Genomic DNA, 26,326 nt, shown 5'->3' on the forward strand with positions numbered 1-26,326 from the left:
CCCTACGGACGGTCAGCCGCAGGCGGCGTCCTCGAGCGCGGCCAGACCCGCCAGGTCGCCGGCGCCGAGCTGGTCCTGGCCGCCGTTCTCCGCTGCCATCAGCTGGTCGGTCTGCTCGGTATGCCCCAGCCCGAGCACGTGGATGAGCTCGTGCACCAGCACGACCTCCTGGTCGATGCCCCTGCTGAACCAACCGCCACCCTGCGACTCGGTGTCGATGACCACCATCCCGCCGACGGCCCGGGCGGCGCCCCCAGGCCCGGACACGTAGGTGGCACCACCGAGACCGGCGGTGAGGCCCTCCAGCTCGGGCACCTCCTGCTCGTCGGCCCAGCCGATGAGCACCGGCCCACGTCCACGGTCGAGGAACTCCCGGTCCTCCGTCTCCCCGGTCACCGCGAAGGAGAAGGAGGACGCCTCGTTGACCTGACGCACGGCGCTCTCGACCATGGCGGCATACCCCTCGGGCGCGCCCTGCGGGTTCACCACGACCTCGATCCGTTCCTCGCAGCCCCAGGTCACCGGATCGCCGTCACCGGCGACCTGCATGAACGAGTAGCCCTCCCCGCCCGACCCGGGGACACCGTCCATCGGGTCCGCGGCGACGGTGCGCCGGACGTTGCCCAGGTCGAGCGCCGGCGAGAGGTAGACGACCATGCTGATCACCAGCCCCAGGACGAGCAGCATGCTCAGCACGCTGGTGCATCCACCGCCTCGCCGTCCGCTCACGCCGACCAGACTGTCACGCGGTCACCGGCCCAGCTGGGCGAGCAGCGCCTCGAAGCCGCCCTCCGACGCGGGGGTCGGACCGGCATCCTCGTCCCGGGAGGGATCCGACGGACCGGTCGTCGAGACCCCCACCGAGACCACCGCCGCGGCGAGCTCGGCGGCTGCGCGGGTGGTGCGCGCCTCCAGGTCCAGCCCGCCGGGACCACCGAAGTCCTCCGTCGCGGCGAAGACCCCGGTGGGCACCACGGCTGCCCGCAGGTAGCTGAACAGCGGCCGCATCGCGTGGTCCAGCACCAGCTGGTGGCGAGCGGTGCCGGCGGTCGCCGCGACCAGCACCGGCATACCCGCGACCGCCTCCGGATCGAGCACGTCCACGAACATCTTGAAGAGCCCGGAGTAGCTGGCCGCGAAGACCGGGGTCACCGCGATCAGGCCGTCGGCGCCGGCCACCAGCTGCTTGGCCCGCTCGACCGCGGCGGTGGGGACACCGCCGGTGGTCATGGTGGTGGCCAGGTCGTGGGCCAGCTCACGCAGCTCGACGACCTCGACCTCGGCCGCCTCGCCCCGGGCGCTGACCTGGGTCACGGTGGCGTGGGCGAGCCGATCGGCGAGCAGCCGGGTCGAGCTGGGCTGCGACAGCCCTGCGGTGAGGACGACGATGCGACGGGTCATGCTGCCTCCTTCCAGGGGTGCGGTGCGCTCAGGCGGAGACGGACGAGGCCGCCGGGACCGGGACCGGTCGCGACGGGACCACCATCCGGTGCGGCGAGGAGACGCCCTGCGCGGACAGGCTCGCGTGGGTAGGCGGGTCGCTCGGCACGTGCGCCGGCCGGCGCGCCTCGAACTCGCGGCGCAGCACCGGCACGACCTCGCGGCCGAGGATCTCGATCTGCTCCAGGACGACGTCCTTGGGCAGCCCGGCGTGGTCCATCAGGAACAGCTGGCGCTGGTAGTCACCGACCGCGTCGGCGAACCCGAGCGTGCGCTCGATGACCATCTCCGGTGTGCCCACGGTCAGCGGGGTGAGGCGGGTGAACTCCTCCAGGGACGGGCCGTGGCCGTAGACCGGGGCCTCGTCGAAGTAGGGCCGGAAAGCCCGCTTGGCCTCGGCCTCAGAGCCGGCCATGAAGACCTGCCCACCGAGCCCGACGATCGCCTGGTCGGCCGAGCCGTGCCCGTAGTGCTCGAAGCGGCGACGGTAGAGGTCCACCATCTGGGCCGTGTGCTCGATGTTCCAGAAGATGTTGTTGTGGAAGAAGCCGTCGCCGTAGTACGCGGCCTGCTCGGCGATCTCGGTCGAGCGGATCGAGCCGTGCCACACGAACGGCGGGGTGTCCTCCAACGGCCGTGGGGTGGCCGTGAAGCCCTGCAACGGCGTGCGGAACTTCCCCTGCCAGTCGACGACGTCCTCGCGCCACAGCCGGCGCAGCAGGTGGTAGTTCTCCACCGCCAGCGGGACACCCTGCCGGATGTCCTTGCCGAACCACGGGTACACCGGACCGGTGTTGCCCCGACCCATCATCAGGTCGACGCGGCCGCCGGAGAGGTGCTGCAGGAAGGCGTAGTCCTCGGCGATCCGGACCGGGTCCGTGGTCGTGATCAGCGTCGTCGCCGTCGACAGCAGCAGGTGCTGGGTCTGCGCGGCGATGTAGGCCAGGTGCGTGGTCGGCGCGGACGAGATGAACGGAGGGTTGTGGTGCTGACCGGTGGCGAAGACGTCCAGGCCCACCTCCTCGGCCTTGAGCGCGTACTCGGTCATGGCGGCGATCCGCTCGCCCTCGGCGGGCGTGCGACCGGTGGTGGGGTCCGGCGTGAGATCGCCGACGCTGAAGATCCCGAACTGCATCAGACTCTCCTGAGGTTGATTGACGAATCAACTATATCAACGCAGGAGCGCGCCCGGTATTCCGGAGGGCCGCGGCCAGGACATTCAGCCCAGCAGGTCCGCGACCTTGCGGGACACCAGCTCGGTGGCGCGTTGCGGGGAGAGCCGGCTGAGCCGGTCCAGCACCGCCGAGTCGGCCCCCACGGTCACCCGGTACCGCCCCTCGGCGACCGCCTGGTCGACAATGGTGCGGGCCACCCGGGCGGGGGACAGCGCACGGAACGGGACCCCGCGCGGCCGCGGGGCGAGCGCCTCGGCGCCGTGCCGGGCACCGACCCCGGAGTTGGCGGCGATCTCGGTGCGCACCGCGCCGGGGAGGACGAGGCTCACCGACACCGCGGTCCGGCGCAGCTCGGCATACAACCCCTCGGTGAACAGCTTGATGGCGGCCTTGCTGGCGCCGTAGACGGTCTGCCCGGGCAGCGGCAGCAGGCCGCCGACGCTGGAGATGTTGACCAGGCACGCCTGCGGGCGCTCCAGCAGGTACGGCAGGCAGGCCTTGGTCGCGTGCAGGGTGCCCCACAGGTTCACGTCGACGACGCGCGCCATCTCCTCGTACGGGATCCGGGTGAACGGCACGAAGCGCTGGATGATCCCGGCGACGTTGATCAGCCCGTCCAGGTGCCCGTGCTGATCGGCCACCTGCTCGGGGAGCCGGATGACGGCCTCCCGGTCGGTGAGGTCGAGGGTATGCACGGACAGCCGGTGCCCGGCCGAGGCCAGCTCCGCGGTCGTCGCCAACGACTCCGGCCGCAGGTCCACCGCGGCGACGCGCGCACCCCGCCGGAGCAGCTCCAGGGTGACCTCGCGACCGATCCCGTTGCCGGCGCCGGTGACGACGAACACCTGATGGGTGATCTGGATGGCAGCCTCCTCGAGAGTGGGCGACCGATCAGGGTAGTCGACCGTCCTCCGGTGGGCTACGCTCCCCCCAACGACCCACGCTGACGTGGCGTCAACGAGGGGGCGCGATGGCGACGACGACACCGGTGGACACCGACCAGCGCGCAGCGCCCCTGGTGTCCCGCCACCTGCGGGTCCCGTTCGTCCTGCTGATCCTGTGCTTCGCCGCCTGGGGGATGGCGGCGAACCTGACCGACATCCTCGTCGGCGTCTTCCGCGGCATCTTCGACATGTCGAACCTCCAGTCCTCGCTGGTGCAGTTCGCCTACTACGGCGCCTACTTCCTGCTGGCGGTCCCGGCCGCCTTCATCAACGCCCGCTACGGCTTCAAGGCCGGGGTGCTGGTGGGGCTGGGCCTCGCCGCCGTGGGTGGGTTCCTCTTCATCCCGGCCAGCCAGCTGCTCGCCTACGAGATGTTCCTGCTGGCCCTCTTCGTGCTGGCGGCGGGCCTGTCCATCCTGGAGACCTCGGCCAACCCCTTCGTGATCGGCATGGGCGAGGAGGCGAGCGCCACCCAGCGCCTCAACCTGGCGCAGTCGTTCAACCCGGTGGGCGCCAACATCGGCGTGCTCATGGGGGCCGTCCTCATCCTCCCCGGCCTGACGCCGGAGGAGAGCAAGACGATCATGAGCGAGAGCGAGCTGCTCGCCAGCCAGAGCGCCGACCTCGGCCTGGTGCTGCGCCCCTACCTCGTCATCGCGGCGGTGCTGGTGCTCATCTGGCTGCTGATCGCGTTCCGCCGGATGGAGCTGCCCCGCACCCCGGAGGCGGTCGACCTCACCAGCGGCAGCGGTGGAACGTTCGCCCGGCTCTGGGCCAACCGGCACTACCGCTACGGGGTGATGGCCCAGTTCTTCAACGTCGCCGCGCAGACCTGCGTGTGGACGTTCACCATCCTCTACGCCCAGGACGTCGTCGGCACCTCCGCGGGCGAGGCGGGGTGGTGGCTGCAGGCGAGCCTCATCATCTTCCTCGTCTCGCGGTTCGTGATGACCTACCTGCTGGGCATCTTCCGGCCCGCGGTGCTGCTGCTGGTGATGGCGGTCTTCGGGGTCGCCTGCTGCCTGACCTCGATGTTCGCCCTCAACATCGTCGGGCTGATCGCGGTGGTGTCCATCTCCGCGGCCCTGTCGCTGATGTTCCCCACCATCTACGGGATGGCCCTGCAGGGCCTCGGACCGGACGCCAAGTTCGGGTCGGCCGGCCTGGTCATGGCCATCCTCGGCGGTGCGCTGGTGCCGATGGTGCACGCGGCCGTGATGGACACCGCGGGCTCGGCGGCCGGCTACCTGGTCCCCGGGATCTGCCTGGCGCTGGTGGCGGCCTACGCGGTCTTCGACCTGCGCAACACCCGGCCGCCGATCGGCGCCCCCGCCGCGCCGGTCCAGGCCTGAGAGGTGGTCGCCATGCGCATACCCACGCGGCCCGCACACCTCGGCCTCGTCCTCGCCCTGCTCTCCGGGGTCGGCCTGGCCGGCTGCACGACCGAGACGGAGGAGCCGGTCTCGGTGGGGCTGATCACCAAGCAGGAGGAGAACCCGTACTGGGTGACCATGAAGGACGTCGCCCAGGCGACCGCGGACGAGCTGGACGCCACCCTGACCACGGCGACCGGCACCAGCGACACCGACGTCGCCTCCCAGGAGACCGCGGTCCGGGACATGGTGGCCGACGGGGTCGACGGGATCCTGATCACCCCGACGGACCCCGAGGCGTTGGCACCGGTCATCGAGGAGGCGCGGGCGGCCGGGGTGCTGGTCATCGCGCTGGACACCCCTCCGGCGTCCGAGGACGGGGTGGACGCCTTCTTCGCCACCGACAACGAGCGGGCCGGCCGCTCGGTCGGGGAGTATGCCGCCGCGAAGGTGGCCGAGCTCGGACTGGAGCCGCAGGTGGTCACCCTGGACCTGGCACCGGGCATCAGCTCCGGCGAGCTGCGCCGGGCAGGCTTCCTGGAGGGCTTCGGGCTGGCCGAGGACGACCCCGCGGTGGTCGCGTCCGTCGACACCGAGGGCGACCGGGACGACGCGGCGGTGCTGATGACCCGGGTGCTGGACGAGCACCCGGACGTGAACGTGGTCTACACCGTGAACGAGCCGGCCGCGCTCGGTGCACTGGCCGCGCTCGCGGAGGCGGAGGTGGACCTGGACCAGGTGGTGGTGGTCTCGATCGACGGTGGCTGCCGGGCGATGCGGGAGGCGGTGCGCCCCGGTGACATCGACGCCACCGCGACCCAGTACCCGCAGAACATGGCCCGCGAGGGGGTCCGGGCGGTGGTGACCGCGGTGCGGGACGGACAGGCTCCGAGCGGGTACCTGGACACCGGCAGTGAGCTGGTCAGCGACCAGCCGGCACCGGGGGTGGAGTCGCGGCGGGTGGAGTTCGGGATCAGGACCTGCTGGGGATCCTGAGCCGGGGACTCAGCGCTGGGTCAGGCGGGTGGGCCAGGCGACGACGGCGGCGCCGCGGGTCGCGGGGAAGGCCATCGTGTCGCGGGGGTTGCCGGTGAGCATGCGGTACAGGAACTTTGCCATGTCTCCAGGGTCCTCGGGTGCGACTCATACGTCTAATGCCTCTTGCGCAGGTGATTCATACGCTAGGTTCATGGGTATGGAGACGGAGACGCTGCGGTGGTTCCAACTGGTCGCGGACGGCGTCACGGTCACCGAGGTGAGCCAGACCGAGACGGTCTCCCAGCCGGCGGTCTCCCGGGCGCTGGCCCGGCTGGAGCGGGACGTCGGGGCCCCGCTGCTGCGCCGGGAGGGGCGCGTGCTGCGGCTCACCCACGCCGGGGCCACCTTCAAGCAGCACGTGGACGCGGTGCTGCACCACCTGGACGACGGGCTCGCCGCGGTCCAGCAGATCCTGGACCCCGAGACCGGGACCGTGACCATCGCCTTCCAGCCGTCGCTGGGCACCTGGCTGGTGCCGGACCTGGTGAGCAGCTTCCGCGCGCTGCACCCGCAGGTCCGGCTCGACCTGCGGACCAAGACCGACGAGACGGTCCCGGAGGTGGGCGCGGGCAGCGTGGTGGACGTCGAGCTGTCCACGCTCCGTCCGCCCCCCGGCCCGGAGCACCCCCGGTGGCGGTCCCTGGTGGCCGAGCCGCTGCGGCTGCTGGTAGGCCCCCGTCACCGGCTGGCCGACGCCGACGCGGTGGCGCTGGAGGAGGTGGCGGACGAACCCTTCGTGATGATCCGGCATACCTCCCTGCTGCGCAGGCACTGCGAACAGCTGTGCACCGAGGCCGGCTTCTCCCCGGACATCGCCTTCGTCGCCGACGACCTGCCGACCCTGCGCGGGTATGTCGCCGCGGGCCTGGGCGTCGCGGTGGCGCCCACGCTGTGGGGCGGGTCGGTGGCCGCTCCGGTGTCGGGCCTGCACGTGCTCGGGCTGACCGACCGCGGCGCCACCCGGGACGTCGGGCTGTCCTGGGCCCCCCGGCGCCGCATGCTGCCGGCCGCCGAGCTGTTCCGCGAGCACGTGCTGGACCGGGCCCGAGCCGAGGCCCTGCCCCGGCCGGTCAACCGAGGGTGACGCCGGCGAGCTCCTGCGAGACCGTCCACATCCGGGTGGCGTCCTCGGTGCGCATCGGTCGCCAGAGCGCCGTCCGGCCCGGGCGGCCTCCGGCACTGCCAGGACCCTGCGGCCCGTAGAAGTCGCCTCCCTCCGCCTCCGTCGAGGTGGCCGCCATCAGGGCCGGCAGGCCCGCGCTCTCCACCGTCCCCACCAGCAGCCCGCGGCCCGAGAGCCACTGGATCACACGGCGCCCCGACGTGGCCTGCGCCCGACCCATCTCCGGTCGCGCGCCGAGCAGGCTGGTGGGAGCCACACCCGGGTGGGAGAGGGTGCTGGTGACGCCCCACCCTGCCTCGCTGCTGCGCCGGGCGAGCTCGAGCGCGAAGAGTGCCACGGCGATCTTCGACTGCCGGTACGCGGCCATCCCGTCGTAGCTGCGCTCCCAGTTCAGGTCCTCCCAGTGCACCGCCCCGCTACGGGCCGCGATGCTCGACTGGGAGGTGACCCTGCCTCGCCCCGCCCGCAGCAACGGCAGCAGGTGCGCGGTCAGCGCCACGTGCCCGAGGTGGTTGGTGCCCAGCTGCAGCTCGAAGCCGTCCTCGGTCACCTGACGCTCCGGCGGGGTCATCACCCCCGCGTTGTTGACCAGCAGGTGCACGGGCTCGCCCTTGGCGTGCAGCCGCTCGCCCAACGCGGCCACCGAGGCCAACGAGGACAGGTCCAGCGACTCCAGGGTGAGCCGGGCCTGCGGGTGCCCCCTCCGGATCCGCTCCACCGCGGCCTCGCCCTTGGCCCGGTTCCGCACCGGCATCACCACCTCCGCCCCGGCGACCGCAAGGCGGGTGGCGATCCCGAGGCCGATGCCGTCGCTGGCGCCGGTGACCACGGCGCGTCGGCCGGTGAGATCGGGGAGGGTGAGCTCTGGGGTACTGCGTGGCATGGCGCTCCTGTCGTCCGGCGGCGCGGGTGCGCCCCTCTCACCAGGGTGCGCGGCGGGAGCGGCGCGATCCAGGGTCGGTTGATCCCTGGATCGGCGGTCCCTGGCTCGGGGGTCCCTGGCTCGCGGGTCCCAGACGCGCGAGGATGCTCCCATGACGGATCGCAGCGGGCTCGCCACCTTCCTGCGCAGCCGCCGGGAGGCGCTGCAGCCGGAGGACGTCGGGATGCCGAGGGGGCAGCGGCGGCGGACCGCCGGCCTGCGCCGGGAGGAGGTGGCGGCGCTGTGCCACATGTCCACCGACTACTACTCCCGGCTCGAGCAGGAACGCGGGCCGCGACCCTCCGAGCAGATGCTGGGCTCGATCGCCCAGGGCCTGCACCTGAGCGTGGCCGAGCGGGACCACCTCTTCCGGCTGGCCGGTCACCCCCCGCCCTCACCCACCGCAGGCGGCGATCACATCAGCCCCGGGGTGCTGCGGATCCTGGACCGGCTCGCGGACACCCCGGCCGAGGTGGTGACCGAGCTGGGTGAGACGTTGCGCCAGACGCCGGTGGGGGTGGCACTGCTCGGCGACCTCACCCGGCATACCGGACCCTTCCGCAGCATCGGCTACCGGTGGTTCGCCCAGCCCGGCGCGAGGGACGTCTACCTGCCCGAGGACCACGAGTTCTACTCGCGGCTGTATGCCTCCGGGCTGCGCACGGTGATGGCCCAGCGGGGACCGGGGTCCCGCGCGGCCGAGCTCGCCACCCTGCTGCTGGGGACGAGCGAGGAGTTCCGGGAGGTCTGGCAGCGGCACGAGGTGGGCCTCCGGCCGCGGGAGACCAAGCGCTACCAGCTCCCGTCCGTCGGGTACGTCGAGCTGAACTGTCAGGTCATGCTGGACCCGGCCCATGCCCACACGCTGCTGGTCTACACGGCCGTGCCCGGCAGCGAGAGCCACGAGAAGCTGGCCCTGCTCTCGGTCGTCGGTGCGAGCGGGATGAGCGCGACGTAGCCGACGTAGCCGAGGCGGTCGTCGTAGTCGACTGGCCCGGATCGGCTCAGGAGCCGTCCGGCAGCAGGTCGGGCCGGCCGAACATGACCGCGGTCTCCCTGGCCGTGGGCCGCCCCGCGTCCGGGTCGGCGCCGTGCTCGAGCAGCACCGCGACCACGTCCGCCTCGCCCTTGAAGACCGCGCCGGCCAGCGGGGACTGGCCGCGGTCGTTGAGCCGGTCCACGTCGGCGCCGCGGCGGGCCAGCTCGCCGACGGTCGCGGCGTGCCCGTGGTAGGCGGCCAGCATCAGCAGGGTGTTCCCCGCCGGGTCGGTGAGGTCCGCCGGCGCACCGGCGTCCACGTAGGCGGACAGCTGCTCGCCCTGCCCGCCCCGGGCGAGGTCGAAGAGCATGTGGGCCAGGTCCACGGCCTCGCTCGAGGGGTCGTCCATGAGGATGAGCCTAGGGCAGGGCGCCCACCACCCCACCGAGCGTCGCCCGTGGTTGCCCACAGACCCACCGAGCGTCAGGGGTGGTGGGCGTGCTCGTGGTCGCTGTGTGACGGCGGCTCCAGCTGGAACGTCGAGTGCTCCACGCTGACGTCGAAGTGCCCGGCCACGCACTGCTGCAGCGCGTCCAGCATCTGTGGCGCATGACCGTCCTGGAAACAACCCTGCTCGACGACGACGTGGGCGGTGAGGACCGGCATACCGGTGCCGATGCGAGATGCGTGCAGGTCGTGCACATCGACGACGTGCTCGACACCCATGATGTGCGAGCGCACGTCGGACAGGTCGAGTCCCGGCGGGGTCGCCTCCAGCAGCACGCTGCCCGCCACCCGGAGGATCGCGACCGCCCGCGGGATGATGAGGAGCGCGATCAGGATCCCGACGACCGCGTCCGCCCGCTGCCAGCCCAGGGTGGTGATCAGGACGGCGGACACGATCACGGCCACCGACCCGAGGGCGTCCGCGGCCACCTCGAGGAAGGCCGCCCGCAGGTTCAGGTTGGCGTCCCGCCCGCCGGCCAGGATCAGCAGCGCGGCGATGTTGCCGAGCAGGCCCACCACACCGAAGACCAGCAGCAGGCCACCCGCCACCTCCGGCGGTGCGTCACCCGTGAGCCGTCGGACACCCTCGACCAGGGCGAAGAGGCCGACCCCGAGCAGGACCGTCGCCTGAGCGCCGGCACCGAGCACCTCCGCACGGGCGAACCCCCAGGTGCGGCGCGCGCTCGGCGGGCGCATCATCAGCCGCGCCGCGGCCAGGGCCATCAGCAGACCACCGGCGTCGGTGAGCATGTGCCCGGCATCCACCAGCAGCGCCAGGCTGCCGGTCACCAGCGCCCCGACCACCTCGGCGACCAGGATCGTCGCGGTGATGGCGAACGCGGCCAGCAACCGGGTGACGCTCGCGCCCCCGGTGTGGTCATGGCTGTGCTCGGCGCTCACCCGACCAGTATCGCCTCCCTCCCCAGGCCCGCGTCGCGGCCGGTGGCTTGACCCTCACGCCGGGAGAGGAATGAGGATCGGGACCACCGACGTTCATCGACCACCCACCACGAGGAGAGTTGACGTGACCACCCTGGACCGCGCCCGCCGGGCCGTCTCCGACCCCAGCCCCACCGTCCGCCAGCAGGCGGCCCTGCACCTGGGGACGCACGGCGACGCCACGCTCACCCCCGACCTCGTCTCGCTGCTGGTGGGCGAGGGCGACTTCTTCGTGCGGGAGACGCTGACCTGGGCCGTCGTCCGGCACCCGGAAGCAGCCCTTGCTCCCCTGCTCGACGCCCTCGACCGGTGCCCGGACGCCCGGGTCCAGGTGCTGCACGCGCTCAGCAAGATCCAGGCACCGGAAGCGGTCCCGCAGATCCTCCGGTATGCCGACGCGCGCCAGCCCGGCGTCGCCGCCAAGGCCTGGTGGGCGCTGGGTCGGACCGGTACGCCCGAGGCCGCCCCTGCCCTGCTGGCTCACCTCGGCGAGGGTGAGGAGGAGCAGCGCCGCGAGCTCTCACGCGCCCTGGAACAGCTCGGAGCACCGGCCGTCGAGGGCCTGGCCGACGCGCTGGCGGCCCCGGACCCCGCGGTGCGTCACCACGCCGCTCAGGCCCTGGTGCTCATCGGTGACCCGGCCGCCCGGCCGGCTGCGGCCGCCCTCGCGGAAGCCGCGCTCGCCCCAGCGGCGCAGGGCGAGGGACGCGAGACCGCGCTCGTCGCCCTGGAGGCCCTCGCCCCGCTGGACGCCCCGGAGGTCGAGGAGGCGCTGATGCTGCTCCGGGACGGGGAGGACAGGTTCCTGTCGCTCACCGCCCAGTGGCTGCTGGCCGACCGTGCGGAGCGGGCCGGGCGCACGGCCTGACCCCGGCGGCGGGTCCGTCCCGTCGTCAGGGGCACCCTGTCGGACCCTGCTCCTACGGTGGTCCCATGTACTCCACGATCGCGGTCAGCGGGTACCGCTCGCTGCGTGACGTCGTCCTGCCGCTCGGTCGGCTCACCGTCGTCACCGGGGCGAACGGCTCCGGCAAGAGCACGGCATACCGTGCGCTGCGGCTCCTGGCCGCCTGCGGGCGGGGCGACGGCGTGCGGGCCCTGGCCCAGGAGGGCGGACTGGACTCGGCGCTGTGGGCCGGGCCCGAGTCGCTGGGCCAGGCGCGCCGCGACCACGCGGTGCAGGGCACCACGCGCAGCGGGCCGGTCGCGGTACGGCTGGGTGTCGGAGGTGCCGGGGACGAGCTGTCCTACCTGGTCGACCTGGGCATCCCCGTGCAGTCGGGCATGACGATCTTCAACCGGGATCCCGAGATCAAGCGCGAGGCGGTCTGGAGCGGCCCGGTGATGCGCCCGGGCCGACTGGTCGCCCGTCGCCGTCACCGTCACGTGGAGCTGCGCGACGACGACGGCGCCTGGACGCAGGCCCCGGTCAGCGTGCCGACCTGGTCGAGCATGCTGACCGAGGTCGTCGACCTGGCGGCCGCGCCTGAGCTGTGGGCGGTCCGGGAGGCGCTGCGGACGTGGCGTTTCTACGACGGGTTCCGGGTGGACGCGGACGCCCCCGCCCGGCGGCCGCAGGTGGGCACCCGCACCTGGGCGTTGAGCGACACGGGGGCCGACCTCGCCGCGGCGCTGCAGACGATCCGTGAGGACTCCCCGGCCGAGCTGGACGCGGCCGTGGCCGACGCCTTCGACGGGGCACGGCTCTCGATCGCGGTCAACGACGGGCTCTTCGACGTCCAGCTGCACCAGCCCGGCATGCTGCGGCCGCTGCGCTGCGTCGAGCTCTCCGACGGCACCCTGCGCTACCTGCTGTGGCTGGCCGCCCTGCTCACCCCGGTCCCACCCCGGCTGATGGCGCTCAACGAGCCGGAGACCAGCCTGCACCCTTCCCTGCTGCCCCCGCTGGCGCGTGCGGTCGCGCGGGCCTCGGCCCGGACCCAGGTGGTCGTCGTCACCCACGCGGAGGCGCTGGTCGAGGCCCTGTCGGAGGCCGTCGGAGACGGGGACGACGGGGGTGCGGATCCTGAGGAGGGTCTGGTGCCGGGCGAGGTGACGGCGATGCGCACCCACCACCTCATCAAGGATCTCGGCGAGACCCTCGTGTCCGGTCAGGGGATGCTGTCCACGCCACCGTGGGAGTGGGGCCGACGCTAGGTATGCCGGTCAGGGGGTCGAGGGTGGCATCTCCACCGGGGTGACCCGGGGGCGCTTCGGCACCCGACCGTCGCCGGAGCTCTCCCCTCGGATCCTGCGCCGGATCCACGGCCGTAGGGTCGAGGCGACCCACTCCCGGTCGGCCTGCAGGGACTCCAGACGGCCGGGAGCCGGGAGCTTCTCCAGCGGGGTCGTCCAGGCGTCGTCCTCGACCTCCAGGCCCAGCGTCCAGAGCGCCTGCGCCGCGATCCGGGTATGCCCCTCGGTACTGAAGTGGATCCGGTCAGGCCCCCACATCCGGGCATCGTGGAGGGCTTTCAGGGTGTAGATGTCGACGACGAAGGACCCGGTCCGCTGCCCGACAGCCCACAGGTTCGCGGTGTACTCGGCCATCCGCGGATGGACCCGGTTGACCAGCGGCGACCAGGAGACGTCGGGGGCGGTCACCAGGACCACGTCGGCCCCGGTGGCCCGGACCGTCTCGACGGCGCTCTCCAGCCGGCGCATCACGGCGGTCAGCGACACCCGCGGCCGGAGCACGTCGTTACCCCCGGCGGACAGGCTGACCAGGTCCGGCTCCAGGGCCAGCGCGGGCAGCAGCTGCTCCTCGATGACGGCGTCGATCAGGCGCCCACGGATCGCGAGGTTGGCGTAGCCGAAAGGTGCGCCGACGCCGTCGTTGCGCACGGCGAGCGCTGCCGCGAGCCGGTCGGCCCAGCCGACGTACTGGTCCTGCTCACGCGGGTCAGGGTCGTGCAGGCCCTCGGTGAAGGAGTCCCCGAGTGCCACGTACCGCTCCCAGACGCGCGGCTGAGCGGGGTCAGGTCGTACGGGCATACCTGCAGGATAGAAGACGGGCACGACGAGACGCTCGGTCCGGCACGACGAGACGCCCGGTCCTCGGGGGAGGACCGGGCGTCTCGTGGTCGTTCAGGTCGTGCTGTGTCGTGCAGTGTGGTGCGTCTGCTCAGCCGGAGACGCGCTCCTTGAGCTTGGAACCGGCCTTGAACGCCGGGGCCTTGCTCGCGGCGATCTGGATCTCGGCGCCGGTCTGCGGGTTACGGCCGGTACGGGCCGAGCGGTCGCGGACCTCGAAGGTGCCGAAACCGGGGAACGACACCTTCTCGCCCTTGGCCAGCTCGGCGGAGATGGCCTCGAGAACGGAGCTGACGACCTTGTCGGCGGCAGCCTGGGTCATGTTCGCCTCGCGGGCGACGGTCTCGACGATGACCTTCTTGCTCATGTTGACAGCCTTTCATCGCGCTAATGAGTCACCTCACCGTAGGCAGATCGCGAGCCCGTTTGCCAACTCATACCCCCGGCGCGTCGCGGAATTCCGGACCTAGAGTGGCTTTCGTGACCCCCTCGACCCCCTTCGTCCCTCCTGCAGGCGCGCACGGCGGGGACGCCCCCGCCGTCGCCCGCGCCCTCGGGCTGGACCCCGGCGCCCTGCTCGACCTCAGCCAGAACCTCAACCCGCTGGCGCCGCACCCGCGGCAGATCGTCGGCCGGCACCTGGACGCGCTCGGCCGCTACCCGGACCCCGAGGTCGCGACCCGAGAGCTGGCCGCGGCCCTGGGCACCGACCCCGACCGGGTGCTGCTGACCAACGGCGGGAGCGAGGCGATCCAGCTGGTCGCCGCCGAGCTGGGCGGAGGGGTCCGCAGCGAGCCGGACTTCGGGCTGCACCCCCGCGCCCCGCACGGACCCCGCTGGCGCTCGGACCCGCACTCCCCGACCGGCCGCCTGGCCGGCCCCGACGAGCACGTGGACGTCTGGGACGAGGCCTTCTACGCCCTCGCCACCGGCCGCTGGAGCTCCGGGCCCACCCGCACGTCCGCCTCCGTCGCCACGGTGGGCTCGCTCACCAAGACCTTCGCCTGCCCAGGGCTGCGCCTGGGCTACGCGCTCGCCGACCCCGACCTGCTGCACCGGGTGCGGGCGCGGCAGCCGCACTGGCCGGTCAGCACCCTGGCCCTGGCCGCGTTGCCCGACCTGCTCGCCGGTGCCGACCTGCCGCGGTGGGCGGCCGGGATCCGCGAGCTGCGGGCCGCGCTGGTCCGGACGCTGACCGAGCACGGGCTGGCGGTCGAGGCCGCGGACGCCCCGTGGGTGCTGGTCGCCGAGCCCGGACTGCGCGAGCGCCTCGCCCCGCACGGGGTGCTGGTGCGCGACTGCACCAGCTTCGGTATGCCCGGGGTCACCCGGATCGCGGTACCGGACACCGAGGGGATCTCCCGGCTGGCCCGGGCCCTGGACCGCTCGGGCGAGGGGTCGCGCAGCGCGGGCTAGACTCTGCTGGTCGCGTAGACGAAGTCCGGTGAGAACCCGGCACTGTCCCGCAACGGTGGAGTCATCCACGTCGTCCCGGTCCGACCGGCGCCGACGCGAGGTGGCCGAGTCCGGTCGAGCTGCACGGCGATCCGAGACCATTCGCCCTCGAGGACCTAGGGCCGGTTCGGACGACGCGAGTCCCTCCCGTCGCTCGAGCGAACTCCCTCCTCGATCGACAGGAGAACAGATGAACGTCCGCACCCCCCTCACCCTCGCCGGCGTGCTCACGCTGGCCCTCGGCCTCGCCGCCTGCGGCGACGACGCCGACGAGTCCGCCGACAACGGCGCCACCGACAGCTCCTCGGGTTCCGAGCCGGACACCGAGGACACGACCGGGGCGACCGACGACGCCGCCGGCACCAGCGCCCCTGGCGACGACGCCGGAGCCGACGGCACCTTCCCGGTCACCGTCGACACCGCCTCCGGCGAGGTGACCGTCGAAGAGCAGCCGCAGCGGATCGTCTCGCTCTCCCCCTCGGCCACCGAGATCCTCTTCGAGATCGGGGCCGGCGACCAGGTGGTGGCCGTCGACTCCTTCTCCACCTACCCCGAGGGCGTCCCCACCACGGACCTGTCCGGCTTCGAGCCGAACGTGGAGGCCGTCGTCGGCTACGAGCCGGACCTGGTCGTCGTCAGCAACGACGCCAACGACCTGGTCGCCTCGCTGGAGGCGATCGACGTGCCGGTCATCGTCAGCCCGGCACCGACCACCGTCGAGGACGGCTGGGACGGCATGGCCGCCCTGGGCCTGGCCACCGGGCACGTGGACGAGACCGCCGCGACGATCGCCGACCTGCGCGAGCAGGTCGACCAGGCCTTCGCCTCGGCGCCGGAGACCGACGGGGAGGAGCTGCGGGTCTACCACGAGCTGGACGACAGCTACTACTCGGCGAGCTCGGCCAGCTTCATCGGTGACGTCTACGCCCAGATGGGGGCGGTCAACATCGCCGACGAGGCCGACACCGACGGCACCGGCTTCCCGCAGCTGACCGAGGAGTCCATCATCGAGGCGGACCCGCAGCTGATCGTGATCACCGACCAGGTCTCGTACACCGCCGAGGACGTCGCGAACCGTCCCGGGTGGTCGGAGATCGACGCCGTCCGCAACGACAACATCGTGGTCGTCGACGCCGACATCGCCTCCCGCTGGGGGCCGCGGCTGCCGCAGCTGGTCTCCACCGTGGCCGACGCCCTGACCGAGGTCGAGGTCGGCGCCCCGGCCGGACGCTGATCGACCACCGATGACCGCCCGCACCCACGCGTCGACCGACGCCCTCGACGAGACCGCGCAGCGCGCGTTCCGGCTGTCGGTCCCCGCGCTCCTGGGGTGCCTGGCCCTGCTGCTCCTGACCGTGCTGATCTCGGTCACCCAGGGAGCGGCGGGGCTGCCGGTCGAGGGGGTCGTGCGCTCGCTGCTCGGCGCCCTGCCCGGGGTGGACGTCGCCACCACCCTCACCACCTCCCAGGAGGCGGTGCTGTGGCAGATCCGGCTGCCGCGCACGGTGCTCGCCGCTCTCGTCGGGGCCAGCCTGGCGATGGCCGGCGCCGGCTACCAGGGGGTCTTCCGTAACCCGCTGGCCGATCCCTACCTGCTGGGCGTCTCGGCCGGTGCCGGTCTCGGCGCGGTGCTGGCGCTGGGGTTCGGGCTCGACCTGGCCTGGGGCCCGGTGGCCGCGCTGCCGATGGCCGCGTTCGGCGGCGCCATCATCGCCGTCACCGGCTCGGTGCTGGTCGCCCGCGGCTCGTTCCGCGACCCGGCCACCCTGCTGCTGGCCGGGGTCGCGATGGCGGCGCTGTTCTCCGCCGCCCAGACGTATGCCCTCACCCGGCTCGACCAGACCGCCGCCCGGGAGGTGCTCTCCTGGCTCTTCGGCCGGCTGGCGACCCACGGTTGGGCGCCCGTCACCCTGCTGCTGCCCTACGTGCTGCTGGCAGGGGCGGTGCTCTGGGTGCACGCCCGCCACCTGGACGTGCTGCGCCTCGGCGACGACGAGGCGCGGGCGCTGGGGCTGTCACCGGCCCGGTCCCGCTTCGTGGTCGTCGCCTCGGCGACCCTGATCACCGCGGCCGCCGTGTCGGTCAGCGGTCTCATCGCCTTCGTCGGGCTGGTCACGCCGCACCTGGTGCGGCTGCTGGTGGGCCACTCCTACCGGGTGATCATCCCGCTGTCCGCGGTCCTGGGCGCAGCCTTCCTGGCCCTGGTCGACATCGGCGCGCGCACCCTGGTGGCCCCGGGCGAGCTGCCCGTCGGGGTCATCACCGCCTTCGTCGGTGCCCCCTTCTTCTGCGTCGTCCTGTGGCGCCGGAAGGTCGGCTCGTGACAAGCCCGCTGCACGCCCTGCGCAGCCGCGAGGTCCGGGTGGCCTTCGACGGGGTGGAGGTCGTGGCCGGCGTGGACCTCGACCTGCGTCCGGGAGAGTGGCTCGGCCTGATCGGCCCCAACGGCTCCGGCAAGTCGACCTTCCTCAACAGCCTCGTCGGGCTGGTCCCCCGGACCGGGACCGTCGAGCTCGGTGACGGACGCAGCCCCGGTGCCACCGACCTGTCGCTGATGCCCCAGGCCCCCGAGCTGCCGCCGGGGATGACCGTGGTGGAGTACGTGCTGCTCGGCCGCACCGCCCACCTCGGCTGGTTCGCCTCCGAGTCCCGCGCCGACCGGGTCGTCGCCACCGACGTGCTGCGCCGGCTGGGGCTGGCCTCGTTCGCCCGGCGCCAGGTCCGCAGCCTCTCCGGCGGCGAGGCGCAGCGGATGGTCATCGCCCGGGCGCTGGTGCAGCAGTCCCCCGTGCTGCTCCTCGACGAACCCACCTCGGCGCTGGACGTGGGTCACCAGGTGGAGGTCCTGGAGCTCGTCGACGAGCTGCGCCGGGAGGACGGCCTGACCGTCGTCGCCGCCATGCACGACCTCGGGATGGCGGGCCGCTACGCCGACCGGCTGCTGCTGCTGGAGCGGGGTCGGCCGGTGGCCCTGGGCACCCCCGGGCAGGTGCTCGAGCCGGAGCTGCTCAGCCGCGTCTACGATCACCCTGTGCAGGTGCACGAGCTGGGTGGCCACCTGGTCGTGCTGCCGGCCCCGCGCGACCGGCACACCTCCACGGTCGCCGCACCGCTCGACCTGTCCGCCCGACGCAGCGCCCGCGACCCCCACTCCGAGGAAGTCTCGTGACCGAGCACGACGCCCCCCGCACGACCCGGCCCTACGACCGGCGGGAGCTGCGCTCGGCACCCTCGCTGGTGCTGGTGAGCACCGGCCACGGCAAGGGCAAGTCCACCGCCGCCTTCGGCACCCTGCTGCGCAGCCGCGCCCGGGAGTGGCCGACCGCCACCGTGCAGTTCCTGAAGTCGGGGAAGTGGCGCACCGGCGAGGAGGCGATGCTGCGCCAGCTCGGGGTGGAGTGGTTCAGCGCCGGTGACGGGTTCTCCTGGGACAGCGAGGACCTCGACGAGAGCCGCGCCAAGGCCGTCGCCGCCTGGGAGTTCACCGCCGCGCTGATCGCGGCCGGCGAGCACCGGATGATCCTGCTGGACGAGATCTCCTACCCGATGAACTGGGGCTGGATCGAGGTCGACGCCGTGGTCGCGGCGCTGCGCGAGCGGCCCGAGGACGTCAGCGTCTTCCTCACCGGGAGGGAGATGCCGCAGCCGGTCATCGACGTCGCCGACACCGTCACCGAGATGGTCGCCGTCAAGCACGCCTTCGCCCAGGGCATCCGGGCGCGCCGCGGGATCGACTACTGAGGATGGCTGGGTCCGCGATCCTCGTCGCCGGCGCCGCCAGCGGGGCCGGCAAGTCGACGGTGACCTCGGCGCTGTGCCGGGCGCTGGCCCACCGGGGGGTGGACGTCGTCCCGTTCAAGGGCCAGAACATGTCCAACCACAGCGCGGTCACCCCCGACGGCGGGGAGATCGGCCGGGCCCAGGCGATGCAGGCGCTCGCGGCCCGGGTGGAGACGGACCGCCGGATGGGGCCGGTGCTGCTCAAGCCCTCGGGCGGGCGCTCGCACGTGGTGGTGCTCGGGGACGAGGTGGCCGTCGACGACGCGGTGAGCTACGGGGACCGGGCCCGGACCCTGCGCCCGCTCGTGCTGGACGCGCTGACCGGGCTGCGCCGGGAGCACCAGCTGGTCGTCATGGAGGGCGCCGGCGGGGCCGCCGAGCCGAACCTCCTGGACCGGGATGTGGTGAACCTGCCGCTCGCCGCGGCCGCCGGGGTGCCCGCGGTCCTCGTCGTCGACATCGACCGCGGCGGCGCGTTCGCCTCGGCCTACGGCACCTGGGCGCTGCTGCCCGAGCGGCTGCGGCGGCAGCTGCGCGGGGTCGTCCTCAACGGGATGCGCGGGGACGTCTCCCTGCTGGACCCGGCGATCGAGGACCTGGAACGTCGCACCGGTATGCCGGTGCTCGGGGTGCTCCCGCACCTGGGGGAGCACCTGATGCTCGGGGTGGAGGACTCCCTGGACCTGGAGGCACCGGGCCGCCCCTCACCGGAGGAGGGCTGGTTCGCGGACCGGCCGGTGCGGGTCGCCGCGATCCGGTTGCCGCACCTGGCCAACCCCTCCGACCTGGACCCGCTGGCGCTGGAACCCTCCGTCGAGCTGCGCTGGGCCACCCGCCCCGGCGACCTGTCCGACGTCGACCTGGTCGTCGTCCCCGGCACCCGGGCCACCGTCGCCGACCTGGGCTGGCTGCGCGAGCGGGGTCTGGACCGGACGCTGCAGCGGCTGGTGGAGAACCCGGTGGGGCCGCACGTGCTCGGCATCTGCGGCGGCTACCAGATGCTCGGCACCACCATCGAGGACGACGTGGAGTCCGGCGCCGGGACGGTCCCCGGCCTGGGCCTGCTGCCGGTCGAGACGACCTTCCGCACCCCCAAGGTGGTCCGCCGGGACGTGGGCCGGACCACCGGACGCTCCGGGTTGACCGCGAAGGGCTACCAGGTGCGGCTGGGACGGACCAGGCTGCTCGAGGGCGAGGCGTGGCTGGAGCTCGCCGACGGGACGAGCGACGGAACGCCCGACGGACCGGGCGACGAGGCGGCGGTCGCCGCGGGGACGGTGCGCTCGTGGACCCCCGAGGGCTGCCTGCGCGACGACCGCCGGGTCCGGGGCACCTCGCTGCACGGGGTGCTCGACTCCGACGAGCTGCGCCGGGCCCTGCTCGGTGCCGTCGCCGCGGTGCGCGGCCGCACCTTCGTGCCGACCACGAGGCCCTACGCGCAGGCGCTGGAGGACCACCTCGACCACCTCGCGGACTGGGTGGAGGACCACCTCGACCTGGACGCCGTGCTGGCGCTGGCGGCCACCGCGCACGACCCGGAGGATCCGCCGGGGTGGTGAGCATGCAGGTGCGGCCCGACCACCACGGCGCAGGTGGCGCCGCCCTCGTCTGGCGGGTGCCGCCCGGGTGGACCGCCCTCAGCTCGGCCTCCGTCGGCGGCGGGCCCGGGCGACCACGCTGGGTCACCAACCTCGGCGTCGGCGACGACTTCACCCGGACCGACCTGCCGGCCTACGCCGCCGAGCGGGCGGCCGCCCTCGGCCTGCGGGGGCCGGGCACCACGCTGCTCACCGCCGCCGACGTCACCCAGGTCGAGCACGCCGAGCACGACGGGGTCCGGGCCTGGGCGACCGTCGGGGTCACCAAGCCGACCTGGGCGCTCGCCCCGGACGGCCGTCCCCCGACCGACCCCGGGCTGCCGCCACCCCCGGGCACCATCAACATCGTCGTCACCCTCCCCCGCCCGCTCTCCGGCTCCGCCCTGGTGCAGGCGGTCGGCACGCTCACCGAGGCCAAGGCCCAGGCCCTGCTGGAGGCCGGGGTCCCCGGGACCGGCACCGCCAGCGACGCGGTCGTCGTGCTGTGCCCGCCGCACGAGGTGGGCAGGGCCGACACGCCGCCGGAGGCGTTCGCCGGGGTCCGTTCCCGATGGGGCCAGTCCGTGGCGGTGGCCGTGCACGCCGCCGTCTCCGCCGGGATGCGCGCCCGCCCGTGGCCGGCCGCCGACGTCGACGCCGGGGTGCGCTGGTGAGGCGCCCGCTGCCCGGCACCCTGGCGCAACGCTCGCTGGGCGTCGCCGCCGGGCTGCTGCTGGACCGGGCCCTCGGTGAGCCGCCGGACCGGTGGCACCCGGTCGCCGGCTTCGGCACCGTCATGGGTCGGCTCGAACGGCGGGTGCACGCGGACGCCCGGACCCCGGGGGTGGTCTACGCCCTGGCCGGGGCGGGTCTGGGGGCGCTGGCCGGGGTGCTGCTGCACCGGGCGACGGGCGGGCGGCCGGTGCCGGCGGTGGCGGTCGCCGTCCAGGTGGCCAGCGCCGGGCGGATGCTGCGCCGGACCGCCACCGCCATCGGACAGCGGCTGGAGGACGACGACCTGGAGGGGGCCCGGGCACGGCTGCCGTGGCTGGTGGGGCGGGACCCGAGCGCGCTGGACGCCTCCGGGGTCGCTGCCGCCGTGGTCGAGTCGCTCGCCGAGAACACCGTGGACGCGGTGGTCGCCCCCGCCTTCTGGGGGCTGGTCGCCGGTGCGCCCGGGGCCCTGGTGCACCGGGCGGTGAACACGATGGACGCGATGGTCGGCCACCGCAGCCCGCGGTACGCACGCTTCGGCACCGCCGCCGCCCGCGCCGACGACGTGCTGGCCTGCGTTCCGGCGCGGCTCTTCGCCGGTCTGGTCGCGGTGCTCGCCGGGCCGCAGCACGCAGGTCACGTCCTGCGCACGGTATACCGGGACGCCCCGGCCCACCCCTCCCCCAACGCCGGGGTCGCCGAGGCTGCGTTCGCGGGCGCGCTGGGCGTCCGGCTGGGTGGGCCGCTGCGCTACGGCGAGCGCCTGGAGCACCGGCCCACCCTGGGGCAGGGACCGCGCCCGGGGCCCGCGGACATCGCCCGGGCCCGCCTGCTGGTGGACCGCGCCGAGCTGCTGATGGTCGCCGCGTGCGTGGCACTGTGGTGCCTCGCCCGCCGCACGAGGAGGACCTGATGAGCCTGACCCTGCTCACCGGGGGCGCCCGCAGCGGAAAGTCCGCGCTGGCCGTGCGGCGCGCCGCCCGCGCCACCGGCGCCACCACCCACGCCACCGGACGCGCCACCGGACGCGCCACCGAGCAAGGCGGGGTGCCGGTCGTCTTCGTCGCCACCGCCCAGCCGCGGGACGCGGAGATGGGCGAGAGGATCGCCCTGCACCGCGCCGAACGGCCCTCGTCCTGGAGCACCGTGGAGGCACCGGTCGAGCTGGTCGACGCCTGCCGGGAGCTGCCGCCCGGCCGGTGCGTCGTCATCGACTGTCTGGCACTGTGGGTGTCGAACCTGATGGAGCACGGTGACGAGGCAGCGACCACCCTGGACCGGGCGCACGCCCTCGCCGACTGGGCGGCGGCATACCCCGGGACGGTGCTGGTGGTGACCAACGAGGTCGGCCTCGGGATCGTGCCCATGCACCCGTTGTCGCGCGACTACCGGGACCGGCTGGGGCGGGTGAACCAGGCGCTCGCCGCCCGGGCCGACCTCGCCCAGCTCGTGGTCGCCGGACGTACCCTGACGCTCGACCCCCAGGAGGACTGACCGACATGGCCGACCCAGCCAGCGCCCGTGGCGTGGTGGACCGCACGATCGCCGCCATCGAGGGACTGGACCACGAGTCCGTGGCGGCCGTCGCCGGTGCCTTCGACGCCAAGGTGAAACCCCTGCACAGCCTGGGGCGCCTGGAGGGGCTCGCCGCCCGGGTCGGCGGCATCCAGCGCACCAGCACCCCCCGGGTGGACGCCCCGGCGGTGCTGGTCTGCGCCGCGGACCACGGCATCGCGACCACCGGGGTGAGCGCCTACCCGCAGGAGGTCACCGGGCTGATGCTGGCCAGCTTCGCCAGCGGCACGGCGGCGGTCTCGGTGCTGGCGCACCAGGCCGACGCCCGGCTGGTGGTGGCCGACCTGGGCGTGATCGACCCACCCGCCCTGCACCCGCGGTGGGCCCCGGTGCTCGACCGGCGCGTCCGGGCCGGGACGGCCAACAGCGCCGAGGGTCCGGCGATGAGCCTCGCCGAGGCCGAGCTGGCCGTCGCCCACGGCATCGAGCTCGCCGAGGAGCTCATCGAGGCCGGGGCCGACCTGGTCGCGCTCGGCGAGATGGGCATCGGCAGCACCACCACGGCCGCGGTGCTCACCTCCGCCCTGCTGGACCGCGACCCGGCCCGGGTGGTCGGGGCCGGTACCGGGGTGACCGGTGAGGCGCTGGCGCACAAGGTCGAGATGGTCGACGCCGTGCTGGCCCGGCACGAGGACGTCGAGGACCCCTGGGAGCTGCTGGCCGCCCTCGGCGGGCTGGAGATCGCCGCGCTCGCCGGGGCCACGCTGGCCTGCGCCGCGCACCGGGTGCCCGCGCTGGTGGATGGCTTCATCAGCACCGCCGGTGCCCTGATGGCCTGGCGTCTCGCGCCCGGCTGCGCGGACGCCATGATCGCCTCGCACCGCTCCACCGAGCCCGGCCACAGCATGCAGCTGGAGGCCCTGGGCCTGGAGCCGCTGCTCGACCTGGAGCTGCGCCTGGGCGAGGGCAGCGGCGCCGCCCTGGCGATCCCGCTGGTCCGGTCGGCGCTGGCGCTGCTGCAGGACATGGGCGAGCTGGCGGACCTCGGCGTGGGGGCCGGCACAGAGCACGACGGCTGAGCGATGACCGGCCCGCTGCTGGACGCCACCTCGTTCCTGACCCGGCTGCCGGTGCCCGCGCGCCGACGGTTCGACCTGGCCCGGGCGGCCTGGGCGTTCCCGGTGGTCGGGGCGGGGGTCGGTGCGCTGACGGCGGCGCTGGCCTGGTCCGCCCACCTCCTCCTGCCGGTGCTCGTGGCCGCGACGCTGGCGGTGCTGCTGGAGGTGGTGGTGACCGGGGCGCTGCACCTGGACGGGCTGGCCGACTGCGCGGACGGGTGCGGGGGTGGCCAGGACCGGGCGGCCCGGTTGCGGATCATGAAGGACCACGCGGTCGGTGTCTACGGCGGCGCCGCGCTCGTCCTCGCCCTGTTGCTGCAGGTGGGCGTGCTGGCCGGGCTGCTCGGGGTGCTCGGGGGTGGGCAGCTGCTGATGCTCCTGCTCGCGTCGGGGGCGCTGTCCCGGGCCGCGATGCTGCCCCCGGCACGGTGGCTGCGGTATGCCCGCGCCGAGGGCACCGCGGGCGCGCTGGTCGCCGGGCTGGGCACCGGGCCGGTCGTCGCCGCCGCCGGGCTGGCGGTCGCGGCGACCGCGGGCACCCTGCTGCTGGTCGGGCCCTGGGTGGCCCTGGCTCAGCTGGCTGCCGCGGTGGTGACCCCGGCGCTGGTGTCGCGGTGGGCATACCGGAGCCTGGGCGGGGTGACCGGGGACGTGCTGGGCGCGACCGCCGAGCTGACCCGGACCGCGTGCCTGCTGGTGCCGCTGGCGCTGCTGGGCTGGGCGTAGGTTGGGCGCCGTGAGCGCACCCCACTTCAGCCAGTACCCGCGGCCCTCGCACGTGGTCGCCCACATCAGCGACACCCACCTGCTCGCCGACGGCGTCCTGCAGCTCGGGGCGGTGGACACGGTGGCCCACCTGCGGCAGGCACTGGACCGGCTGACCCGGCTCGACCCCGCCCCGCAGGCGCTGGTCCTCACCGGGGACCTCGCCGACCGCGGCGAGCCGGCGGCCTACCGCGAGCTGCGGGAGCTGGTGCAGCCGGTCGCGGCGGAGCTCGGGGCGCAGCTGATCTGGGTGATGGGCAACCACGACGAGCGTGAGGCCTACGCCGCCGAGCTGTTCGGGACGGCGCCGGGCGAGGGACCGGTCGGACCGCAGGACCGGGTGCACGACGTCGACGGGCTGCGGGTGGTCTCGCTGGACACCACCGTGCCCGGCTACCACCACGGGGAGCTGGACGACGGGCAGCTGGCGTGGCTGGCGGCCGAGCTGGCCACCCCCGCCCCGCACGGGACGCTGCTCGCCCTGCACCACCCGCCGATCCCGGTGCCGATGGTGCCGGCGGCCGGGCTGATCGAGCTGCTCGACCAGGACCGGCTGGCGGCGGTGCTGGCCGGGACGGACGTGATCGGCATCCTCGGCGGGCACTTCCACTTCACCTCGCACTCGACCTTCGCGGGGATCCCGGTCTCGGTCGCGGGGGCGACCTGCTTCCTGGAGGACCCGGCGCCGCTGGACCGCTTCACCTCCGCGGTGGACGCGCACCAGTCGGTGAACATGGTGCACGTCTACGGCGACCGGGTGGTGCACTCGGTGGTGCCGGTGCCCGACGGGCCCGAGGTCGCCGGGCGGCCCGCGTCGGTGGTCGCCCTGCTGGAGGGGCTGAGCGCCGAGCAGCGTCGGGAGGCCGTCTCCGCCAAGTCCTCACCGCTGGCGGAGCACTCCTGAGCCGGCCCGACCCGACGCCCGACCTGGTGCCGGTGAGCTTCCGGGACGCTGTCGCCGGGCGTGCTCCCGACGACCAGCTGGCCGCGGCGGCCGACCGGGGCGCACCGGAGCCGGTCGACGGCGACACGTGGCTCGAGCGGCTGCCGGTCCTCGTCCAGGACCACCTGGAGCGCTGGGAGCTGCGGCCGGACGGGCCGCCGAGGCACGGGGAGTGCGCGCTGGTGCTGCCGGTGCTGCGCCGGGACGACGAGCCGGCGGCGCTGAAGCTGACCTGGCCGCACGCCGAGGCCCGGCACGAGCACCTGGCGCTGCGGCTGTGGGACGGCCGGGGCGCGGTCCGGCTCCTCGCGGCAGACCCCCGGGCCGGGGCGCTGCTCCTGGAGCGGCTGGACGCCTCGGTATGCCTGCGCGACCGGCCGCTGCTGGAGGCCTGCGAGGTGATCGGTGAACTGATGCGTGAGCTCGATCGCCCTGCCACCCCGCAGCTCGACACCGTCGCCGTCCGGGCCCTCCGGTGGCGCGAGCAGTTGGTGCCGGGCTCGCCGCTGGTGCCCCGGCGACTGACCGAGCAGGCGCGGACGGTGCTGGACCAGCTCCTCGGTGCGGACGGGCATACCCGACTGGTGCACGAGGACCTGCACGACCTGAACGTGCTCGCACCCCTGCACCCCGGGCGGGGGACGTGGCTGGCGATCGACCCCAAGCCGGTCGCCGCCGAGTGGGCGTACGCAGTGGCACCCGTCGTCTGGAACCGTCCCGAGGAGGCCGCGCGCGCGTCCAACCTGCGGGTGCACGCCCGGCTGCGTGCGGACCTCGTCGCCGAGGCCGCGGGGCTCGAGGAGGACCGGGTCCGGGCCTGGACCTTCGTCCGGCTGGTGCTCAACGCGCTGTGGGCGGCGCAGCACGCCCCCGCCTCGGACGAGTTCGGCTCGCGGATGATCGCACTGGCCAAGGCCTTCGCCGACTGAGCGCTGGCCCCTCCGCACCTCGCATACCCCGAGTGCGGTTACCCCCAGAGGACCCTC

The 26,326-nt window shown here is 74.0% G+C and carries 28 protein-coding genes; 19 read left to right on the top strand and 9 right to left on the bottom strand.

Going from position 1 to position 26,326, the window contains the following annotated elements:
* Positions 1-12: 12 nt before the first annotated feature.
* The 4 genes from ACI3EY_RS00080 to ACI3EY_RS00095 all read right to left on the bottom strand — a co-directional run bounded on the left by ACI3EY_RS00080 (position 13) and on the right by ACI3EY_RS00095 (position 3,460).
* A complete protein-coding gene (locus tag ACI3EY_RS00080) occupies positions 13-729 on the bottom strand; it encodes a matrixin family metalloprotease (protein ID WP_405036829.1) in 717 nt (238 codons plus the stop codon).
* Between the two features lie 21 nt (positions 730-750).
* Positions 751-1,401, bottom strand: a complete 651-nt coding sequence (locus ACI3EY_RS00085; protein WP_405038965.1) for an FMN reductase — start codon at positions 1,399-1,401, stop codon at positions 751-753.
* 28 nt (positions 1,402-1,429) lie between these two features.
* Positions 1,430-2,575, bottom strand: a complete 1,146-nt coding sequence (locus ACI3EY_RS00090) for an LLM class flavin-dependent oxidoreductase (RefSeq protein WP_405038966.1) — start codon at positions 2,573-2,575, stop codon at positions 1,430-1,432.
* A gap of 84 nt (positions 2,576-2,659) precedes the next feature.
* A complete protein-coding gene (locus tag ACI3EY_RS00095; RefSeq protein ID WP_405038967.1) occupies positions 2,660-3,460 on the bottom strand; it encodes an SDR family NAD(P)-dependent oxidoreductase in 801 nt (266 codons plus the stop codon).
* Between the two features lie 125 nt (positions 3,461-3,585).
* Between ACI3EY_RS00095 and fucP the strand changes: the two genes are divergently transcribed.
* From fucP to ACI3EY_RS00110, 3 genes are all read left to right on the top strand, one after another.
* Positions 3,586-4,911 carry an L-fucose:H+ symporter permease gene (gene fucP / locus ACI3EY_RS00100; protein ID WP_405038968.1) on the top strand — a complete coding sequence of 442 codons (1,326 nt, stop codon included), beginning with the start codon at positions 3,586-3,588 and terminating at the stop codon, positions 4,909-4,911.
* A 12-nt stretch (positions 4,912-4,923) separates the two neighbouring features.
* Entirely contained in the window at positions 4,924-5,928 is a 1,005-nt protein-coding gene (locus tag ACI3EY_RS00105) for a substrate-binding domain-containing protein (protein ID WP_405038969.1), read from the top strand.
* Positions 5,929-6,121: 193 nt separating this feature from the next.
* Positions 6,122-7,054, top strand: coding sequence for a LysR substrate-binding domain-containing protein (locus ACI3EY_RS00110; RefSeq protein WP_405038970.1), 933 nt, complete (start codon positions 6,122-6,124; stop codon positions 7,052-7,054).
* Here ACI3EY_RS00110 and ACI3EY_RS00115 read toward each other — a convergent pair.
* Positions 7,041-7,976, bottom strand: a complete 936-nt coding sequence (locus tag ACI3EY_RS00115) for an SDR family oxidoreductase (RefSeq protein WP_405036836.1) — start codon at positions 7,974-7,976, stop codon at positions 7,041-7,043. The two genes, ACI3EY_RS00110 and ACI3EY_RS00115, sit on opposite strands and share 14 nt — an antisense overlap.
* Positions 7,977-8,127: 151 nt before the next feature.
* Between ACI3EY_RS00115 and ACI3EY_RS00120 the strand changes: the two genes are divergently transcribed.
* Positions 8,128-8,973, top strand: a complete 846-nt coding sequence (locus tag ACI3EY_RS00120; protein WP_405038971.1) for a helix-turn-helix transcriptional regulator — start codon at positions 8,128-8,130, stop codon at positions 8,971-8,973.
* A gap of 46 nt (positions 8,974-9,019) precedes the next feature.
* Here ACI3EY_RS00120 and ACI3EY_RS00125 read toward each other — a convergent pair whose 3' ends face one another.
* The gene (locus ACI3EY_RS00125) at positions 9,020-9,403 is read right to left on the bottom strand and encodes an ankyrin repeat domain-containing protein (protein WP_405038972.1); all 384 of its coding nucleotides are present in this window, start codon (positions 9,401-9,403) and stop codon (positions 9,020-9,022) included.
* Positions 9,404-9,477: 74 nt separating this feature from the next.
* Entirely contained in the window at positions 9,478-10,401 is a 924-nt protein-coding gene (locus ACI3EY_RS00130; RefSeq protein ID WP_405038973.1) for a cation diffusion facilitator family transporter, read from the bottom strand.
* Between the two features lie 124 nt (positions 10,402-10,525).
* On the opposite strand from ACI3EY_RS00130, the gene ACI3EY_RS00135 reads away from it, so the two are divergent.
* Positions 10,526-11,308 carry a HEAT repeat domain-containing protein gene (locus ACI3EY_RS00135; protein ID WP_405038974.1) on the top strand — a complete coding sequence of 261 codons (783 nt, stop codon included), beginning with the start codon at positions 10,526-10,528 and terminating at the stop codon, positions 11,306-11,308.
* Positions 11,309-11,373: 65 nt separating this feature from the next.
* On the top strand, positions 11,374-12,597 hold the full coding sequence (locus ACI3EY_RS00140) for an AAA family ATPase (protein WP_405038975.1): 1,224 nt from the start codon (positions 11,374-11,376) through the stop codon (positions 12,595-12,597).
* Positions 12,598-12,606: 9 nt separating this feature from the next.
* Here ACI3EY_RS00140 and ACI3EY_RS00145 read toward each other — a convergent pair whose 3' ends face one another.
* Together ACI3EY_RS00145 and ACI3EY_RS00150 are read right to left on the bottom strand one after the other, a co-directional pair.
* Entirely contained in the window at positions 12,607-13,434 is an 828-nt protein-coding gene (locus ACI3EY_RS00145; RefSeq protein WP_405036842.1) for an SGNH/GDSL hydrolase family protein, read from the bottom strand.
* 130 nt (positions 13,435-13,564) lie between these two features.
* Entirely contained in the window at positions 13,565-13,840 is a 276-nt protein-coding gene (locus ACI3EY_RS00150) for an HU family DNA-binding protein (protein ID WP_405036843.1), read from the bottom strand.
* A gap of 113 nt (positions 13,841-13,953) precedes the next feature.
* Between ACI3EY_RS00150 and ACI3EY_RS00155 the strand changes: the two genes are divergently transcribed.
* From ACI3EY_RS00155 to ACI3EY_RS00215, 13 genes are all read left to right on the top strand, one after another.
* Positions 13,954-14,889 (top strand): aminotransferase class I/II-fold pyridoxal phosphate-dependent enzyme, encoded by a 936-nt coding sequence (locus tag ACI3EY_RS00155; protein WP_405038976.1) that lies wholly within the window; start codon positions 13,954-13,956, stop codon positions 14,887-14,889.
* A gap of 229 nt (positions 14,890-15,118) precedes the next feature.
* Positions 15,119-16,162: an ABC transporter substrate-binding protein gene (locus tag ACI3EY_RS00160; RefSeq protein WP_405038977.1), complete on the top strand. Its 1,044-nt coding sequence runs from the start codon at positions 15,119-15,121 to the stop codon at positions 16,160-16,162.
* 10 nt (positions 16,163-16,172) lie between these two features.
* Positions 16,173-17,252 carry a FecCD family ABC transporter permease gene (locus ACI3EY_RS00165; RefSeq protein WP_405036846.1) on the top strand — a complete coding sequence of 360 codons (1,080 nt, stop codon included), beginning with the start codon at positions 16,173-16,175 and terminating at the stop codon, positions 17,250-17,252.
* A complete protein-coding gene (locus ACI3EY_RS00170; protein ID WP_405038978.1) occupies positions 17,249-18,097 on the top strand; it encodes an ABC transporter ATP-binding protein in 849 nt (282 codons plus the stop codon). Before ACI3EY_RS00165 ends, ACI3EY_RS00170 begins: the two co-directional genes overlap by 4 nt.
* A complete protein-coding gene (gene cobO, locus ACI3EY_RS00175) occupies positions 18,094-18,669 on the top strand; it encodes a cob(I)yrinic acid a,c-diamide adenosyltransferase (RefSeq protein WP_405036848.1) in 576 nt (191 codons plus the stop codon). Before ACI3EY_RS00170 ends, cobO begins: the two co-directional genes overlap by 4 nt.
* Positions 18,670-18,671: 2 nt before the next feature.
* Complete coding sequence (locus tag ACI3EY_RS00180) at positions 18,672-20,267, top strand: cobyric acid synthase (RefSeq protein ID WP_405038979.1); 1,596 nt, start codon at positions 18,672-18,674, stop codon at positions 20,265-20,267.
* A gap of 2 nt (positions 20,268-20,269) precedes the next feature.
* Entirely contained in the window at positions 20,270-20,959 is a 690-nt protein-coding gene (locus tag ACI3EY_RS00185; RefSeq protein ID WP_405038980.1) for an adenosylcobinamide amidohydrolase, read from the top strand.
* Positions 20,956-21,912, top strand: coding sequence for an adenosylcobinamide-phosphate synthase CbiB (cbiB, locus tag ACI3EY_RS00190; protein ID WP_405038981.1), 957 nt, complete (start codon positions 20,956-20,958; stop codon positions 21,910-21,912). The genes ACI3EY_RS00185 and cbiB overlap by 4 nt, the downstream gene beginning before the upstream one ends.
* Entirely contained in the window at positions 21,912-22,493 is a 582-nt protein-coding gene (gene cobU, locus ACI3EY_RS00195) for a bifunctional adenosylcobinamide kinase/adenosylcobinamide-phosphate guanylyltransferase (protein ID WP_405036852.1), read from the top strand. The genes cbiB and cobU overlap by 1 nt, the downstream gene beginning before the upstream one ends.
* Before the next feature lie 5 nt (positions 22,494-22,498).
* Positions 22,499-23,593 carry a nicotinate-nucleotide--dimethylbenzimidazole phosphoribosyltransferase gene (cobT, locus tag ACI3EY_RS00200; protein WP_405038982.1) on the top strand — a complete coding sequence of 365 codons (1,095 nt, stop codon included), beginning with the start codon at positions 22,499-22,501 and terminating at the stop codon, positions 23,591-23,593.
* 3 nt (positions 23,594-23,596) lie between these two features.
* Positions 23,597-24,358: an adenosylcobinamide-GDP ribazoletransferase gene (gene cobS, locus ACI3EY_RS00205; protein ID WP_405038983.1), complete on the top strand. Its 762-nt coding sequence runs from the start codon at positions 23,597-23,599 to the stop codon at positions 24,356-24,358.
* Positions 24,359-24,368: 10 nt separating this feature from the next.
* On the top strand, positions 24,369-25,301 hold the full coding sequence (locus tag ACI3EY_RS00210) for a metallophosphoesterase (protein ID WP_405036855.1): 933 nt from the start codon (positions 24,369-24,371) through the stop codon (positions 25,299-25,301).
* Between the two features lie 32 nt (positions 25,302-25,333).
* The gene (locus ACI3EY_RS00215) at positions 25,334-26,269 is read left to right on the top strand and encodes an aminoglycoside phosphotransferase family protein (RefSeq protein ID WP_405038984.1); all 936 of its coding nucleotides are present in this window, start codon (positions 25,334-25,336) and stop codon (positions 26,267-26,269) included.
* Positions 26,270-26,326 lie beyond the last annotated feature (57 nt).

This window comes from Serinicoccus shuyuelongi (assembly GCF_045032955.1).
Taxonomy (GTDB): domain Bacteria; phylum Actinomycetota; class Actinomycetes; order Actinomycetales; family Dermatophilaceae; genus Ornithinicoccus.

What these genes read in the sequence shown, in the direction of transcription:
- ACI3EY_RS00085 (WP_405038965.1), bottom strand. Translation starts at nt 1,401, where the DNA reads ATGACCCGTCGCATCGTCGTCCTCACCGCAGGGCTGTCGCAGCCCAGC.
- ACI3EY_RS00090 (WP_405038966.1), bottom strand. Translation starts at nt 2,575, where the DNA reads ATGCAGTTCGGGATCTTCAGCGTCGGCGATCTCACGCCGGACCCCACC.
- fucP (WP_405038968.1), top strand. Translation starts at nt 3,586, where the DNA reads ATGGCGACGACGACACCGGTGGACACCGACCAGCGCGCAGCGCCCCTG.
- ACI3EY_RS00105 (WP_405038969.1), top strand. Translation starts at nt 4,924, where the DNA reads ATGCGCATACCCACGCGGCCCGCACACCTCGGCCTCGTCCTCGCCCTG.
- ACI3EY_RS00110 (WP_405038970.1), top strand. Translation starts at nt 6,122, where the DNA reads ATGGGTATGGAGACGGAGACGCTGCGGTGGTTCCAACTGGTCGCGGAC.
- ACI3EY_RS00115 (WP_405036836.1), bottom strand. Translation starts at nt 7,976, where the DNA reads ATGCCACGCAGTACCCCAGAGCTCACCCTCCCCGATCTCACCGGCCGA.
- ACI3EY_RS00120 (WP_405038971.1), top strand. Translation starts at nt 8,128, where the DNA reads ATGACGGATCGCAGCGGGCTCGCCACCTTCCTGCGCAGCCGCCGGGAG.
- ACI3EY_RS00125 (WP_405038972.1), bottom strand. Translation starts at nt 9,403, where the DNA reads ATGGACGACCCCTCGAGCGAGGCCGTGGACCTGGCCCACATGCTCTTC.
- ACI3EY_RS00140 (WP_405038975.1), top strand. Translation starts at nt 11,374, where the DNA reads ATGTACTCCACGATCGCGGTCAGCGGGTACCGCTCGCTGCGTGACGTC.
- ACI3EY_RS00145 (WP_405036842.1), bottom strand. Translation starts at nt 13,434, where the DNA reads ATGCCCGTACGACCTGACCCCGCTCAGCCGCGCGTCTGGGAGCGGTAC.
- ACI3EY_RS00150 (WP_405036843.1), bottom strand. Translation starts at nt 13,840, where the DNA reads ATGAGCAAGAAGGTCATCGTCGAGACCGTCGCCCGCGAGGCGAACATG.
- ACI3EY_RS00160 (WP_405038977.1), top strand. Translation starts at nt 15,119, where the DNA reads ATGAACGTCCGCACCCCCCTCACCCTCGCCGGCGTGCTCACGCTGGCC.
- ACI3EY_RS00165 (WP_405036846.1), top strand. Translation starts at nt 16,173, where the DNA reads ATGACCGCCCGCACCCACGCGTCGACCGACGCCCTCGACGAGACCGCG.
- ACI3EY_RS00180 (WP_405038979.1), top strand. Translation starts at nt 18,672, where the DNA reads ATGGCTGGGTCCGCGATCCTCGTCGCCGGCGCCGCCAGCGGGGCCGGC.
- ACI3EY_RS00185 (WP_405038980.1), top strand. Translation starts at nt 20,270, where the DNA reads ATGCAGGTGCGGCCCGACCACCACGGCGCAGGTGGCGCCGCCCTCGTC.
- cobU (WP_405036852.1), top strand. Translation starts at nt 21,912, where the DNA reads ATGAGCCTGACCCTGCTCACCGGGGGCGCCCGCAGCGGAAAGTCCGCG.
- cobT (WP_405038982.1), top strand. Translation starts at nt 22,499, where the DNA reads ATGGCCGACCCAGCCAGCGCCCGTGGCGTGGTGGACCGCACGATCGCC.
- cobS (WP_405038983.1), top strand. Translation starts at nt 23,597, where the DNA reads ATGACCGGCCCGCTGCTGGACGCCACCTCGTTCCTGACCCGGCTGCCG.